Origin of the sequence: Hyphomicrobium sp. (assembly GCF_035548195.1) — a bacterium.
Taxonomy (GTDB): Bacteria; Pseudomonadota; Alphaproteobacteria; order Rhizobiales; family Hyphomicrobiaceae; genus Hyphomicrobium_B.
This window is the reverse complement of sequence record NZ_DASZTY010000025.1, coordinates 325,414-341,186: the sequence shown is the minus strand read 5'-3', so window position 1 is coordinate 341,186 and position 15,773 is coordinate 325,414. Positions and strand designations below refer to the sequence as shown.

The 15,773-nt window shown below is 59.4% G+C and carries 14 protein-coding genes; 2 read left to right on the top strand and 12 right to left on the bottom strand.

The features are described from left to right. Positions 1–2: 2 nt before the first annotated feature. Entirely contained in the window at positions 3–1,097 is a 1,095-nt protein-coding gene (lptG, locus tag VHB22_RS11205) for an LPS export ABC transporter permease LptG (RefSeq protein ID WP_325457047.1), read from the bottom strand. Continuing rightward, positions 1,094–2,287 carry an LPS export ABC transporter permease LptF gene (gene lptF, locus VHB22_RS11200; protein WP_325457046.1) on the bottom strand — a complete coding sequence of 398 codons (1,194 nt, stop codon included), beginning with the start codon at positions 2,285–2,287 and terminating at the stop codon, positions 1,094–1,096. The genes lptG and lptF overlap by 4 nt, the downstream gene beginning before the upstream one ends. 365 nt (positions 2,288–2,652) lie before the next feature. On the opposite strand from lptF, the gene VHB22_RS11195 reads away from it, so the two are divergent. Beyond that, positions 2,653–4,185: a leucyl aminopeptidase gene (locus tag VHB22_RS11195; protein WP_325457045.1), complete on the top strand. Its 1,533-nt coding sequence runs from the start codon at positions 2,653–2,655 to the stop codon at positions 4,183–4,185. Between the two features lie 158 nt (positions 4,186–4,343). Here the strand turns inward: VHB22_RS11195 and VHB22_RS11190 are convergent, their stop codons facing one another. The 3 genes from VHB22_RS11190 to VHB22_RS11180 form a co-directional block, all read right to left on the bottom strand. Continuing rightward, positions 4,344–4,985: a dihydrofolate reductase family protein gene (locus VHB22_RS11190; RefSeq protein WP_325457044.1), complete on the bottom strand. Its 642-nt coding sequence runs from the start codon at positions 4,983–4,985 to the stop codon at positions 4,344–4,346. Between the two features lie 99 nt (positions 4,986–5,084). Beyond that, on the bottom strand, positions 5,085–5,438 hold the full coding sequence (locus tag VHB22_RS11185) for a hypothetical protein (RefSeq protein WP_325457043.1): 354 nt from the start codon (positions 5,436–5,438) through the stop codon (positions 5,085–5,087). A 19-nt stretch (positions 5,439–5,457) separates the two neighbouring features. Beyond that, positions 5,458–6,183 (bottom strand): hypothetical protein, encoded by a 726-nt coding sequence (locus tag VHB22_RS11180; protein ID WP_325457042.1) that lies wholly within the window; start codon positions 6,181–6,183, stop codon positions 5,458–5,460. Positions 6,184–6,372: 189 nt separating this feature from the next. Here VHB22_RS11180 and mazG point away from each other — a divergent pair, with 189 nt between their 5' ends. Then, a complete protein-coding gene (gene mazG / locus VHB22_RS11175) occupies positions 6,373–7,452 on the top strand; it encodes a nucleoside triphosphate pyrophosphohydrolase (RefSeq protein WP_414652736.1) in 1,080 nt (359 codons plus the stop codon). Positions 7,453–7,499: 47 nt separating this feature from the next. Here the strand turns inward: mazG and VHB22_RS11170 are convergent, their stop codons facing one another. From VHB22_RS11170 to VHB22_RS11140, 7 genes are all read right to left on the bottom strand, one after another. Beyond that, a complete protein-coding gene (locus tag VHB22_RS11170; RefSeq protein ID WP_325457040.1) occupies positions 7,500–7,706 on the bottom strand; it encodes a hypothetical protein in 207 nt (68 codons plus the stop codon). Between the two features lie 164 nt (positions 7,707–7,870). After that, positions 7,871–9,100, bottom strand: coding sequence for an FAD-dependent oxidoreductase (locus VHB22_RS11165; protein WP_325457039.1), 1,230 nt, complete (start codon positions 9,098–9,100; stop codon positions 7,871–7,873). Positions 9,101–9,122: 22 nt separating this feature from the next. Beyond that, entirely contained in the window at positions 9,123–10,433 is a 1,311-nt protein-coding gene (gene hflX, locus VHB22_RS11160) for a GTPase HflX (RefSeq protein WP_325457154.1), read from the bottom strand. Between the two features lie 92 nt (positions 10,434–10,525). Further along, complete coding sequence (hfq, locus tag VHB22_RS11155) at positions 10,526–10,774, bottom strand: RNA chaperone Hfq (protein ID WP_013947693.1); 249 nt, start codon at positions 10,772–10,774, stop codon at positions 10,526–10,528. A 173-nt stretch (positions 10,775–10,947) separates the two neighbouring features. Next, the gene (locus VHB22_RS11150; RefSeq protein ID WP_325457038.1) at positions 10,948–11,811 is read right to left on the bottom strand and encodes a D-amino-acid transaminase; all 864 of its coding nucleotides are present in this window, start codon (positions 11,809–11,811) and stop codon (positions 10,948–10,950) included. An 11-nt stretch (positions 11,812–11,822) separates the two neighbouring features. Continuing rightward, positions 11,823–13,223 (bottom strand): sigma-54 dependent transcriptional regulator, encoded by a 1,401-nt coding sequence (locus tag VHB22_RS11145; RefSeq protein ID WP_325457037.1) that lies wholly within the window; start codon positions 13,221–13,223, stop codon positions 11,823–11,825. A 30-nt stretch (positions 13,224–13,253) separates the two neighbouring features. Continuing rightward, complete coding sequence (locus VHB22_RS11140; protein ID WP_325457036.1) at positions 13,254–15,587, bottom strand: PAS domain-containing sensor histidine kinase; 2,334 nt, start codon at positions 15,585–15,587, stop codon at positions 13,254–13,256. Between the last annotated feature and the right edge of the window lie 186 nt (positions 15,588–15,773).

Sequence of the window (15,773 nt, the reverse complement as noted above, 5' to 3'; positions counted from 1 at the left end):
ACTCAACCGTCCTCCTGGTGCAAAAGCACCGTGGTTGCGATGGCAAGTACCAAGACGATCGGCAGCCAAGCCGCGACCCACGCGGGAGCGAGCCCTGCGATGCCAATTTGTCTCGCGATTTCCGAGAACAAGAAGAAGCCAACCCCACCGACCATCCCAGTCGCAACCATAGTCTGGATGCCGCCTGACCGGAATGACCGCAATGACACAGTTGCTGCCAAAAGGACCATAGCGAGGCACAGGAGAGGCCGAACCAGAAGCGACTGATATTGCACCCTCAACCTTTCGGTCGAAAGCTTTGCTTTGTCAGCGGCTTGGATAAGGCCGGGCAAATCCCAAAACGAAATCGAAAATACGGTCCCGAGCGCCTCCTGTACGCGGTCCGGAGTTAGGTAGGTGGAGAGCAGATATGATTTGAATTTTTGGGGCTCCTGGCCGAGTCGCGTAACCCAGGCATCGTGCAACTCCCAGTAGCCGTCCTTGAGCTGCGCACGTCCGGCGTCAATGCGTTCGGCGAAATGCCCTTTGCGATCATAAGCAAATACGAGAACGCCGGTCAGCGTCAGGCCGTGGTTTGATGCGGCGGCGGCGCCGAGAACGGATTCTCCATCGGCGCCGTCCTGGCGGATCCACGAGCCACCGCCCTGAGAGCGAAGCAGATTTGCCTCGTTTCCGAACGCCTTGGCATAGAGCTTTTCCGATCTGGCCCGGCCGCTCGATGCAAGCGGGTTGAACACCATCATCGCAAACAGGCCGACCATGAGGCCAACAAAGAGGCCCGGCCCTAAAAATTGCCAGACTGACATGCCGCCCGCGCGCATCACCGCCAATTCGCTTTTGCGGTTGAGATAGATCAGGGCGCTGATGCTGCCGACGAGCACTGCAAACCCGATCAGAAACTCGAGATAGGCCGGTAGCCGGAGGAGGGCGATCCGCACCAGAGTCGAGCCGGCGACGTCACCGACTTTGCCCGACATTCGCAACAGCTCAACGAAGTCGATCATGAAGATCAAGAGCGCACAGACGGCCATCGTCGACAGGATGGCGACCAGGAACATGCGCGCAATGTAACGGGAGAGGGTGAAGCCGGCGATCATGAGACCGCCTTCGCGGCATTACCGGCAAAACGACCGCGAGCGGCTGCCCACAGAGATGAAAAGATGTCCATAGCTTTGCCGGCGACGCCGGGTCCGGCGCGCTGGCGTTCCGACCGGCGCAGGATAATAAACGAAACGACAATCATGGCGACGGGCAAGCCGTAAGCCACCACGACCATACCGGAATGGCGCACGACCGCATTCGTCACGGCCAAGCCGCCGAGACGGCATGTCGCCGCCACGACGAAAGTGAGAATGAGGCTTTCCATGCGGCTAGATCGCGTCGATTGTGCTTGTCCAACGATAGCAATGATCAAGAATGCGAACGCGATAGGGTAGAGGGGGTTCGTGAAACGCTCATGCAACTCGGAGCGGAATTGCCCCGGATTGTTTTGGTAGAGCTTGCTCTTGGTGTCCGGATGCAAGAGCTCGCTTAGATAGCGCTCGCGCGGTTTCAGTTCACCTGCTCCGGCATCCTGTGGCTCGAAGCGGTCGAGATCGACGATGTATTTATCGAAGGCGACGATCTGAGGTGGGCCGTCGGCATCGGTGCGGCGGATGATGTGCCCGTTCGTCATCACGAGATAGGCAGTGCCGTCCTGCTTCACGATTGTTCCGTGCTCGGCAAGATAGCTTTGCGATTGCGCCTTGTCGCGCGTGTCATGCATGACGAGACCGAGCAGTTCGCCGTCCGCGTCGCGGTCGCGGATGTGGAACATCAGCCCATCTTCAGGGCTGGTGAAACGTCCCGGCTGAATAACCTGGGTCAGCAGGTCACTGCGGACCTGCACCATGTACTCACGCAACTGACGCATACTCCACGGCTGGGCGAGATGGCTGACGAACGCCAGGAAGATGCTGACAAGAAGAGCAAGGAACAAGAGCGGACGCGCGGCCGTCCACACTTTCGAGCCTGACGCCGAAAGCACGATCAGTTCGCTATCGGTATTCAGCCGGTTGAGTGTTTGCAGTGCGGCGATCAGATAGGAGAAGGGTGCAATGATCGCCATCAGGTTCGGTACGGCCAGTGACGTCATCTTGATGAGCATCCAGGTGTCCTGGCCCTCGCTCGTGACGACGTTGAACTGGCGCAGCGCCAGCGCGATCCATACGACCCCCGTCAAGGATACAAGGATTAGCAGGAACGCGCCTGCCGCCTGCCGGAATACGTATTTCGAGAAAATTCGCATGCGCTCGCCGTTCCCCTCCGGCTACGCCGTTCACGGCGCCCCTGCCGCCGATCCACGCGTCTCTATCGTCAAGCTTCCGGCTCCCATAGCACCATGGCGGAATTTCGGCTGCCAGCATTTCCGCGTCTGCGAATCAGCATTAGAAGACAATAAGTTAGTCTTCGCTTGAGGTTTCCTGGCTCCGTCCGGCGAAAACGCTGACTTGCCATGATCGAACGAAGCACTAAGTTGGGGCACCCAGCCACCACTTTTTCACCCTCACCGTAGCCCGGCGCGGCCACGCGGGTCTGGATCGCGGATCGGCGTCTGCGTTTTCCGCCCGAGCTTTGACACGCGCGAACTTATTCCAGATGGAGTTGTCCTGAATGTCCGAGCGCTTCGAAATTACCTTTGCGCCTCTCAATGCCGATCCTGAGACCGCGACAGTCGTCCTGGCCGGAGAAGGTCTTAGGCTTGGGGCGAAGGCGCGGGAGCTGGACACCAAATCGGGGAGCGCCATCAGCAAGGCTGCCTCCGCCGCAGACTACAAAGCCAAATACAAAACGACGATCGAGATCCTGGCGCCAGCCAAGCTCGACATCAACCGGTTGATCGTTGCGGGGCTCGGAAAAGACGGTGCGCTCGATACACGGCAGTACGTCGATCTCGGCGGAGCGATCCTCGGCGCCATACAAAGCCGCAAGGGATCGACGGCGAGTCTGATCGTCGATGTCGAAAGCAGCGACGAGCATTCAGCTGAGCAGATTGCGGCGCTGATTGCGCAAGGCGCGCTGCTACGTCACTACAACTTCAAAAAATACTTCACCAAAAAATCCGGCGACGATGCCGCTGCCGACAAGGATGGCCTCAAGAAGCTGATCGTCCATGTCGCGCATCCGGACAAGGCCAAAGCTGCATTCCACCCGCTGAAGGCGGTTGCAAACGGCGTCAACTTTGCGCGCGATCTCGTCAACGAGCCGGCCAATATCCTGGGTCCGGTTGAACTCGCGGAAAAAACGAAAGCGCTCGAAAAGCTTGGCGTTTCGGTCGATATTCTCGACGTCAAGGACATGGAAAAGCTCGGCATGGGCTCGCTTCTTTGCGTTGGCCAAGGAAGTACGCGGCCTGCGCGGCTGGCCGTCATGGTCTGGAACGGTGCCAAGGGTGCGAAGAAGCAGAAACCCGTGTGCTTCGTCGGCAAGGGCGTCGTTTTCGATACCGGCGGCATCTCAATCAAGCCCGCTGCCGGTATGGAAGACATGAAGGGCGACATGGGCGGCGCAGCGGCCGTCATCGGCACGATGTACGCGCTCGCCGAGCGCAAGGCGAACGTCAACGCTGTCGGCCTCGTCGGTTGCGTCGAGAACATGCCGTCGGGCAATGCCGTCCGGCCTGGGGATATCGTGACGTCGATGTCCGGCCAGACGATCGAGGTCATCAACACGGACGCCGAAGGCCGTCTCGTGCTCGCCGACGTGCTCTGGTACGCGCAGGAGAAGTTCAAGCCGAAGCTCGTCATCGATCTCGCGACATTGACCGGCGCTATCATGATCGCGCTCGGCAAGGAGTACGCGGGCATGTTCGTCAACGACGACAAGTTGTCGGACGATTTGCTGTCGGCAGCACGCGCGACGGGCGAGAAGCTTTGGCGCATGCCTCTCGATAAAGCATTCGACAAGATGATGGACTCGAAGAACGCCGACATGAAGAACACCGGCGGCCGCTGGGGTGGCTCAGCGACGGCGGCGGCCTTCCTGCAACGCTTCGTGCAGAAGGATACGCCCTGGTGCCATATCGACCTCGCGGGCACGGCCATGGACGGCGCGCGCAACGACATCAATCAGAGCTGGGGCGCAGGCTGGGGCGTTCGGCTGCTCGACAAGTTTGTCGCCGACCATCACGAGAAGAGCGAAAAATAGTCGTCGCGTAGCTTGGCCGGACGCACCGCCATCCGGCCAAGCCTGATCTCACAGAAGTTGTATCTAGTTGATTTAACAATAGATTTATATCTTAGTTTCCATAATATACATTATGCGAAATACGCGTCCGCGCTCAGCACGTCGTTCATGACAAATCATTATCGGCGAAGAACGAGATGGGTGGCGTTCTCGGTGGCTTGATATTCGGTCACCCGAAACCCATGCGCCAGCAGGTCGATCCCGGAGAACATCGCTTCGCCTTGCCCGAGCGCGACTGGCGACAAGGCGAAATGCATCTCGTCAATCAGACCGGCACAAAGATATTGACGTACCGTGTCGACCCCGCCGGCGATCTTCACATCGCGGTCACCGGCTGCGCGCATTGCCTGATCGAGCGCCGCCTCAATACCCTCAGTGACGAAGATGAAGGTGGTCCCGCCTTCCATCTTGATCGGATCACGCGGATGGTGCGTCAGCACGAAGGTCGGCGCGTGATACGGCGGATTATCGCCCCACCAGCCCTTCCAGCTCTCGTCTGGCCAAGGACCACGGATCGGCCCGAACATGTTGCGTCCCATGATAAACGCGCCGAATCCGTCCATCGAACGATGTGCGTAGGCATTATCGATGCCCTCCGACCCGCCATCCTTACCGATCATCGTATGGAACATACGCGTGCCGAACATCCACGTGTGAAGCTCCCGCCCACCCTTGCCGAGGGGATTTTCCGGACTTTGTTCAGGCCCCGCGCCAAATCCATCCAGAGACAGCGAGAAACCCGCGACGCGTACTTTCGCCATAAGACGTTTCCCCCATTTCGTATGACCGATGCATACGTAGGCACGAATTGGGGCAATCTTGCCGTTGCCTAGCACACGGAGCCGGCGGCGCACTTGACGCTAAGCATCCTCCCGAAGCCCAGAGCCGCGATACCAGAACGGAAACGGTGCGCCCATAATCAGCATGACAAACGCCAGGACGGCGTTGCGTATAGGACGGCGCTCGAAGTTCGTGCTCTCGATCGACAGATAGCCCGGGACCTCCTCCGCGGCCGCGATCAAGGCCGCCGCGTCTTCGAGATCCGCCTCATCGACGAGGAAGGAAATTCCGCCATAGAGGATGTTGAACTGCGGACACTGCGAGACGATGTCCTTGCCCGCAAGCGCGAAGCGAATGCCGTGCGCTTCGAGCAGGCTCTCGATCACAATCGCTTCCGGCAGCATCAGCGTCGTATGCGCATGGACCAGTGGCATGGGCCTGCCTCGATGGCGTTTACATCCGGCTTTCGAGCGTCCGTATTCCTTCCGCGATCAAAACAGCATAAAGCGCTAGCACGAACCCCGACAGCATGTTGACGGAGACGACGGCGCCGATCGCCTGGGCCAGCGAAGGATCGAAGACCCAGGATAGCATTCGTACCACGATTTCGTCGAAGCTCTGTTTCAGAAGGAACAGGAACTCGCTCGCCTGCTCCATTGTCGGCTTCGCCGGAAGATCGAATGCGGCCCGCTTGGCGAGTTCGGTAATGCCCGGCGCAGGCAGGAACGTCAGCCCGGCCGAGAATAGGAGTCCGAGAGGCGCCGCCAGCCGAAAATAACCCCACCGCAACGGCCGCGCCTTCAGCCGGCCGATCAAAAATCGAACGATCTGAACGCCGAGGAACAAGCAAAATCCGAAAACGATCGCGACGATTTTGAGGCGCTCTTGATCGGTTCCGAGAAACGTCAGCAGGCCGACGACACCGGCGAGCACCGCTTTCGTGATGGACTCGATCGCTCCGACGCCGACGATCAAAATCATCGACCGTCCCGGCTTCCGATCGAAATAGAACGGAAATTCGTATTTGAGCCGCGCGATTTCGAGCGCTGCGCCGACGCCTAGCGCCAGCAGCGCCGTGCCTCCGGCGAAAACGAGCGGCGCGGTATATCCCGCCCACGCGACGCCATAGATCGCCGCCAGCTCCAGCGCCATCATCAGGCCGTTGAAGAGGATGTACATTCGCGCCTCAGAGGCTCCCTCATGCACGCGAGACTAACATTACGCGGCCTCGTGACAATCGATTAGAATGTCGAGGCTTCCCCAGACCCTCCTACTCTGTCGCGATAGCCGCAGTTCCTGCCCTCGCCCCCGGCGCATGCATCCTCTAGTCTCCGCTGCGCAATCGAGAGGATGGATATGACGGAGACCATGAAACCTTCGCGCGACATTGCACGGCTCATCGAAATCATGGAAGCGCTGAGAACCCCCGTCACCGGCTGCCCGTGGGATCTCGAACAGACGTTCGAAACGATCGCACCCTACACGATCGAGGAAGCCTACGAGGTGGCGGATGCGATTGCCCGACGTGACTTATTCGATCTGAAGGATGAGCTTGGCGACCTTCTCTTGCAGGTCGTCTATCACGCGCGCATGGCCGAGGAACAAGGCGCGTTCCGTTTTGGCGATGTCGTTGAAGCCATAACGCGCAAGATGATCCGCAGGCATCCTCATGTCTTTGGCGACGGCACCGCCCGCGATCCATCGGCCGTGCGGGCGACGTGGGAAGAATTGAAGGCGGAAGAACGCGCCGAGAAAGCCGCCGAACGCGCGAGGTTTGCGCAAGGGGCGATCACTTCACCCCTCCCCTCGACGGGTAGGGGTCGGGGGTGGGGTGACGAGGTGGGAGATGTTACCCCCACCCCTAGCCCCTCCCCGCAAGGGGGAGGGGAATGGACCAAGCGCGATCAACCGCCTTCGACGCTCGCTGACGTTCCCGTTGGGCTTCCGGCGCTGATACGCGCTATCAAGTTGCAAGACAAAGCTGCCCGCGTCGGTTTCGACTGGCCGAATCTCGCACCTGTCTTCGACAAGCTGAAAGAAGAGATCGCAGAGTTCGAGGAGGTTGCGATCTCCGCGGATCCTCGAAGAGAGTCTTTGTTGGCGTCCGGCGACTCTCCTCCGGGGAGCCGGCCGCCGGACGCTGCGCCTTCGGGCCAGCTCGCGGAACGCGAGTCGGAAAGCGCCATTAAGGAAGAATTCGGCGACATGCTGTTCGTGATGGCGAACATTGCCCGCCATCTGCAAATCGATCCCGAAGATGCGCTCCGCGCGGCCAATCGTAAATTCGTGCGCCGCTTCGCGCACATTGAACGCCGCCTCTCCGAGCAGGGTAGGACGCCGTCGCAGTCGACGCTTGCCGAGATGGATGCGTTTTGGGACGAAGCCAAGGAACGCGAACGGCAAAATTCTAAGGCCAGCTTACGGACTTTTGGATCCGAAACGACTTAGAACTTCGACGGAGCGTGCGGATATTCGACTATGCGATGGTTCGCGCCTTATGAATTCACTTGGCCAGTCTGAGCGCGAATAGCGTTGGCAAGCTTTTCTTCAGGAGAGAGATCGGCTTTTTTGAACGCCAGAATGACGAGACCAATAACCGGCAAGATAAAGCACAATATGCCCCAAAGTCCTGCGCTTAGATTTTTGGACTTTGCCCAGAACGCTCCAATTAGGCCCAACACCACCGGAATAATAAGAATCATTACCGTCTCCCCTGTCTGACAGTCCGCGCCTGTTTCAAGCGAGCTATATCTGCCGCGTTCCATCATGGGGGAATACGGAAATGCTCCCGCCCCTCAGAAGTCATTGTTGAAGTGTCACCGCTGGAGCACAGACAACGGATTATCCGTTGAGAAACAATTTTGATTTATGCGCACTTTCCTGCCCGGATCGCGTCCGACACACGCTCCGGTCTGAAACCCAAACCGATGACTCGCGCGGGAATACGCGCCAGAAAAGGAAAGGCGTTGAACAGCCGCAATAAGAGCGGCGGTTTCAGTTCCTTCGTCTTCGCTAGCGTCGGCGCAATGACGGCGTTCTGAATGGCCAACTGCAGGCGCTGGGTCGCGCGCGTCGGAAATTCGCGGCGTGCTTGAACTTTTTTGAGATCGTCGAACGTCGCGCGCTTCTCTTTCAATGCCTGCCAAAGCAGATTGGCAGTCGCCACCGCATCCTGCACCGCGAGATTGACGCCCACGCCGCCAACGGGGCTCATAGCGTGCGCCGCGTCCCCGATGCACAGAAGTCCCGGCCGCGCCCATTCCTTCAAGCGGTCGACGACAACGGTCAGCAGTTTCACATGATCCCAATCCACAATGGCGTCGGCACGCGATGCTTCGAACGGCAGCAGCGCCCCGACCGCCTTGCGAAAGGCATCGAGCCCGGCCGCGCGCACTTTCGCATCGCCACCTTTCGGAATGACGTAGGCGCACTGCCAATAGTCGCCGCGCTGGAGCATGATGAAGATATGTCCGGCGTCGAAGCGGCCCTGCGTTTCCTCCGTATCGCTCGGAAGACGCGGCAGACGGAACCACATCACGTCCATTGGTGCGCCGAAACTTTCGCTGACGAAACCGGCGGCGTTGCGCAGCGTCGACGATCGGCCGTCCGCAGCTACGACGAGGTCGGCCGTTACGGTCAATGGTCCTTGCGGTGTTGTGACTTTGACGCCAGTAATGTTATTGCCATCGTGGATAAGATCCGTTGCCTCTGCGCACATTTTGAGCGCGAATTTCGGATAGGCGCGCCCTTTCTCCGCAAGAAAATCGAGAAAGTCCCATTGCGGCATCAGGGCGATGAATTTCGTTGAAATCGGCAGCGTCGAAAAATCGGCCAGCTTGACGCGTGTATGTCCGAATTGCCCGAAGAGCTGTTTCACTTCCTGGTGTGGCAGCTTAAGAAAATCATCGAGCCAGCCAAGTTCTTCCATCAATCGCAACGTCGACGGATGAATCGTATCGCCGCGAAAGTCCCGCAGGAAGTCCTTGTGTTTTTCGAGAACGAGAACGTCGACACCGGCGCGCGCCAAGAGCACGCCGAGCATCATTCCGGCCGGTCCGCCGCCGGTCACGCAACAGGAAACGTGTTGCCGATCCATGCCGGCACTCTATCCGTTGGCGTCAGACCTGCAAGCCTGCCTTGCGCAGCTGACCGAGAACTCTGAGTTTCTTTTCGCTCGGAAGCCGCAGGCGCAGTTCGATGCTCCCATCCTTCCGTGCTTCGCGCGCCAGAACGTCAGTCGTTTCGTGCAGCCAGTTGAGAAGCTGCCCCTGACTGCCCGGCACGATGACGTCGATGATCTCATCGGCAACGCTTAGGCGGTCGTCGATCGTATCGAGTAGCGGCGCAATCCCCTCGCCCGTTGCCGCGGACACCAGAACCGGCGGACGTACATTGCGTTGCGCCTCGTGTTGTATCTCCGTGCGCCGGTCATGCGGGAGAAGATCGATCTTGTTCCATACTTCGAGAATATGACTCTCGACCGGCAGCGTATCGATCCCGAGTTCTCCGAGCACTTTCTCGACGTCTCGCGCCTGGGCTTCCGTTTCCTCATGCGCAATGTCGCGTACGTGCAGAATGAGATCGGCTTCGACGACCTCTTCCAGGGTTGCCCGAAACGCCGCGACCAGCATTGTCGGCAGGTCGGAAATAAAGCCGACGGTATCGGACAGGATGATGCGCCGCGCGCTTGGCAGTTTTACTTCGCGCATCGTAGGATCGAGCGTCGCGAACACCTGGTCCATCGCGACGACGCCCGCACCGGTGATCTTGTTGAATAGCGTCGATTTCCCGGCGTTCGTATAACCGACGACGGCAACGATCGGATACGGCACCTTGCGCCGTCCCTTACGATGAAGATCGCGCGTTTTGACGACATCGGCGAGCTCACGTTTGATCGCGTCGATGCGATCCTGAAGCATACGCCGGTCGAGTTCGATCTGCGCTTCGCCCGGACCGCCAAGAAAGCCGCCGCCACCACGCTGGCGTTCCAAGTGCGTCCACGCGCGGACGAGCCGTCCCTTCTGATACGAGAGATGAGCCAGCTCAACCTGCAGCACGCCTTCACGCGTTCGCGCGCGTGCACCGAAGATTTCGAGAATGAGCCCTGTGCGGTCGAGAACTTTCGTATTCCACGCTTTCTCAAGATTGCGCTGCTGCACCGGAGTCAATGCATGGTCGACGACGACCAGGCCGATATCGAGATCACGTACTCGCTGGCCAAGCTCTTCGACCTTGCCCGATCCGAGCAACGTCGAAGGCCGTGGTTCGTTCATCGGCACGATTGCGGAATCGATGATGTCGAGATCGATGGCGTTGGCAAGGCCGACCGCCTCGGAAAGACGGCTTTCAGGCGTATGATGATCGAGTGACGACGTCTTCGCGCCGCTCGCGCGCCCCTGACGCTTCAAGACAGGAACGAGCACGAGCACGCGCGTTCTCGGTGCGCGTGTCTCGGTGCTCGGCGCTTTGGCCTTACGGCGAGGCGGGCGGCGCGTGCCGTCGTCGTCTTTAGAGCCCGGCTTCAACCGGCGCCGCTTTCATCCTGATCGTTGAGATTGACCGGTCCGCCCGGCATGATCGTTGAAATCGCGTGTTTGTAAACAAGCTGAGAATGTCCGTCGCGGCGAAGAAGAACGCAAAAATTATCAAACCAACTCACGATGCCCTGAAGCTTGACGCCGTTGATGAGAAAAATCGTCAGCGGCGTTTTGTTTTTGCGGACGTAGTTAAGAAACGTATCTTGTAGGTTCTGAGGTTTTTCAGCCGCCATGGTTGTTGTCCATTTTTTTTCGACGTCTTTTAAAAAGCGCCAGGCGCGGCCGCGTTTGAAAAGCGGCGAAGCATCCAGGCGGCGGTTTCGAGAGACACCCGGGGGGATGACGATCGAAGCGCGTGCTAGTTTACAGCGGTTACTGCTTTGCACAATGCGGCAACATTCGCATCTTACACGGTCGAAATTTCGGCAACGTGATGAAATCGTGATCGAAGCCGCTGAACGACGGGACCGGGACGCCCTTCCCCGATCGAGTGTCCATCGATCGCGATTACGGGCATGACCGTATTTGTTGCCGAAGTGAGAAAAGCTTCCCGGGCCTTGATCGCTTCGTCCAGCGTGAACGGGCGTTCCTCAACTTTCAGCCGTTCAGCGCGCGCCACGTCGGTGACCGTAGCGCGTGTGATGCCCGGGAGAATGTGCGAATCCAGCTGCCGCGTAACGAGCGTTCCCTGGGCTGTCACAATCCAGGCATTACTTGATGCGCCCTCCGTAATCGCACCGGAACTATCGATAAACCAGACCTCGCGCGCTCCCTCGCGTCGCGCTGCGTCTTTTGCAAGAACGGCGGGCAACAGCATGACAGTCTTGATATCGCATCGTCCCCAGCGGTTGTCGGGCATTGTCTTCACGGCGATGCCCTTCTCCGCAAGTGTGGCTGCCCATCCACGTCGCTGCGAGCGTGCAAGGATGACGACCGTCGGGAGAATTTCTGGAGCCGGAAGGGTGAAATCTCTAGGGCCAGCCCCGCGCGTCACTTGAATGTAGACGATGCCGCCGGTTACCCGATTCCTGCGGATCGTTTCGCCGATCACGTGCTGCAAGGCTTGATCGGACATCGGACGCGGTATTCCAAGCTCGCTCAAGGATCGATTCAGCCGCGCCAGGTGACGAGTTGCATCAACGAGTCTTCCGCCCAGAACTTCGATGACCTCATAAACGGCATCGGCAAATTGAAAGCCGCGATCCTCGGCATGGATCGCAGCTTCCGCGTAGCGCTTGTAAGCGCCATTTACATAAACAATGCGGGTCACGCAGCGGCCCTTTACGAAACCGACCGCAAGTCGCCTGCGCGCTGTTCGGATGAGACGCCGAGCGCACGAAGCTTTCTGTGTAACGCCGATCGTTCCATGCCGACGAACTCAGCTGTGCGCGAGATGTTGCCGCCGAAGCGGTTGATCTGCGCAAGAAGATATTCGCGCTCGAAGATTTCACGCGCTTCTCTGAGCGGCAGCGACATCAGATGCTCGGCACCGCCGTTGACCGGCAGCGGCACGTTCGAGCCGATCTCGTCCGGCAGCATATCGGCGGTGATCGCAGCGCCCGGATCGCCGCCCGCGAGGATCAGCAATCGCTCGACGTTGTTGCGAAGCTCGCGCACATTGCCCGGCCAGTCGTGCGCTTGCAGCACGGCGATTGCGTCTTCTCCGATGCGCCGCGGCGCCAGGCCTGACGTCTGTGCCACTTGTCCGACGAAATACTGGATGAGATCGGGAATATCTTCGCGCCGCTCCGCGAGGCTCGGCACGCGCAGCGTTACGACGTTCAGCCGATGATAAAGGTCTTCGCGGAAACGCCCCTCGCGAATATCCTGATCGAGATCGCGCGACGTTGACGAAATGATGCGCACATCGACCGACACCTTCTGCGAGCCGCCAAGGCGCAGGAATTTCTGCTCGACGAGCACGCGCAAGATCTTTCCTTGCGTCTCCATCGGCATGTCCGCGACTTCATCGATATAGAGCGTACCGGTGTGCGCCTCTTCGAGCGCTCCGACTTTGCGCGGACCGCCTGTCCGGTCTTCTGTTCCAAACAGTTCTTCCTCGACGCGGTCAGGCACCATGGCTGCCGCATTGAGAACGACGAATGGGCCGTCAGCACGAAGCGATTTTTGATGCAGGACGCGCGCCGCGAGCTCCTTTCCGGAACCCGAAGCACCGCGCAGCATGATACGGCTGTTCGTCGGGCCCGCCTTCTCGATATTGTTCTTCAGCTGGTTGATCGCGGGCGACTTGCCGATCATTTCCGCCGAGACTACCGAACGCTCTTTGAGCTCCCTCACCTCGCGTTTCAGTTGCGAGGCTTCGAGCGCGCGCAGCGTGACAAGCACCAGGCGATCGGCCTTGAACGGCTTCTCGATGTAATCGTAAGCGCCGCGCTTGATGGCGGTGACGGCCGTCTCGATATTGCCGTGGCCGGAAATGATGACCACCGGAAGATCGGGATACGTCCGCTTCATGATCGTCAGGACTTCAAGTCCGTCGAGGCGGCTGCCCTGCAGCCAAATATCGAGGATGACAAGATGCGGCTTGCGGTCTTCGATGGCGCGCAGCGCTTCATCACTGTCGCGCGCGAGCCGCGTCCTGTGACCTTCATCCTGCAGGATGCCGGCAACCAGATCCCGAATATCGGCTTCGTCATCAACGATCAAAATATCAGCGGACATCACTGCGCTCCTGGGGGCTAAGCGTTTGTATCATGCTCCGCTCGCGACGTGCGAGACGGTATCGATTTGCTCGGTGGATAGGTCATGGGCATTTGCAAGTTTGATCGGTAGGGTCATGCGAATGAGCGCGCCGCGCGTGCGCGTTTCCGTCAGCGGCGCATCTTCGAGCGTCAGTGTGCCGCCATGCTGCTCTACGACTTTCTGGACGATCGCAAGTCCAAGGCCGGTGCCTTTGGCGCGCGTCGTGACGTAGGGTTCCAAAAGCTTGGCCCGGTTCTGCTTTGGCAGGCCGATGCCGTTGTCGATCACCTCGATTGAGACGCGGTCGTCGGCTGGCATGACGCGTACTTCGATCTGTCCTTTGTAGCCTTCCGGACGTCCCTGAGCTTCGCCATAAGACTCGATGGCCTCGGCGGCATTCTTGATGAGATTGGTGACAGCCTGCGACACGAGCCTCAGATCGAAGCGCGCGCGCACGGGATGATCTGGAATTGACAACTTGAAATCGACGTCCTTGTGACCTTCGCGGAAAAGCACTGCCGGTTCCTGCACGGCGAGGCGCAAATCTTGATCGGCCATGACCGGCTGCGGCATGCGTGCGAAGGACGCGAACTCGTCAACCATGCTTTTGATCTGGCCGGTTTGCCGCTCGATCGTCTGCGTCAGCGTTTCGAAAAGCTCACGATCATCCGAGACCTGCTTGCCGAATTTACGGCGCAGGCGCTCGGCGGAAAGTTGTATCGGCGTGAGCGGGTTTTTGATTTCGTGAGCGATGCGCCGCGCAACGTCCGCCCATGCGCTCGTACGCTGCGCTTGCACGAGTTCGGATATATCGTCGAACGTGACAACGGATCCGACGTCGCCTTCGCCGCCGCGCTCGTGCGTGACCTTGACGGCAAACGTGCGCTCCTCGTCACCAATCTGCTTCTTGATTTCGCTCTGGCTTTGACCTTTGCCTTTGAAACCGGTCTCCTCCGTCATGGCGAGTACGGGTGCAAATTCGGGCACGACATCCGCGAGCGGTTTCCCCACGACGTCGCTGCTCGCGAACCCAAGCAAGCGTTCGGCGGATCGGCTGAGCAGGGTAATACGGTCGGCGCTGTCGAGACCGATCACACCGGCCGAGACGCCGGACAGAACAGCCTCGATGAAATTCCTTCGTTCGGTCAACTGCTCATTCGTCTGGTGCAGCGCGTCCTGCTGATGCTTCAGCTCGCGCGTCATCAGATTGAACGTATGCGACAGACGCCGCAGATCGCCTTCGCCGCGCTTTTCCGGCAGCGCGATTTCGAGGTTGCCCTTCGAAACCTCCTGCGCGCCCGCGATCAGCCGCCGGATCGGCGCCACGAAGCGGCCCGCGAACCACATGCCGACCCAGATCGCCGCCAGAAGCGACGTCATCGAAATCATAAAATAGATGAGGCCGTGGGCTACCTTGAGGCCGCTCTTGGCCTTTCTCAAGCGCGTGTACTCATAGACGTTCTGCTCCGTCCGCTGCAGGTGATTGATCACCTTCGGACTAACGCCGCGCGCAACGTAGAGATAGCGGCCGGGCATACTGTCGATCTTGGCGATTGCGGAGATGCGATAATCGCTCGATGGCGTCGAAACGGCGACCTGGCCTGCCTCGGCCTGCGCGATGGAACTTGGCGGCGGGACGACATACGGCAACTTTGGATCGTCGAGCGCGAGCACGATCGGCACGCCTTCGCCGTCGATGATGTAGGCCGAGGTCAGATCGCGAAGTCCCGCCTGCCCGATCAAAAATTTCTGGAACGCGTCCGGGTCGGCGCTGAGTGTCGCGGCCTCACCGTTGATGTCGCGCACCATATTGACGATGTCGGTGCGGATGATCTGGCTGTGCTCGTCGACGTAGGCTTTGGCGACGTCATAAGAGTTTTCGACGATCGCACTCGTGCGGCCGGAGAACCAGCCGTCGAGAGAGCGCGAGAACGTCGTCGTGGCGGCGACCGCGAGCAGCACGGCGGGAAGCGCGGCGATCAAACTGAACAGCGCGACAATGCGGGTATGAAGCCGCGCGCCCGGAATGCGCTGCTTCCAGGCACGGCGCAAACCGAGAGCCTGCCAGATGACGATCGCGAGCATCGTCAGGATCAGCAGCACGTTCACCGCCAGCGCTGTCCAGACGTACTCGTTGCGCGGCGCAATAGCCGTCAGCCCTGTCAGGATCAGGTAGCTCGCGAGCGCCGAAAGCATCGACAGGAGCACGACGCCGAGACCGAACCAGAACGCAGCGTCGGACGGATTGAGCGGCGTCGCGCCTTCCTCCATCAGCTCGCCGGCGAACATGCGTGCGCCTCTCTCCTCATCGGGCAAATCTGCACTGCTGTTGCTAGCGCTCATCAGTTTCCGCCCGATCGAACGTCGATTGTGATTCGTTTTCCAAGCCGATGCCCCCGAAAGACTCATTGAGAGGCGCTCGGGGTCCCTTCGCGCGTGTCGGCATGCAATGCCCCTGCAGCCAATCCGCTACACTCGGCCGACCCAACAGCCTAACTGTGACATTTTCGCGACATTATTGATGCACTT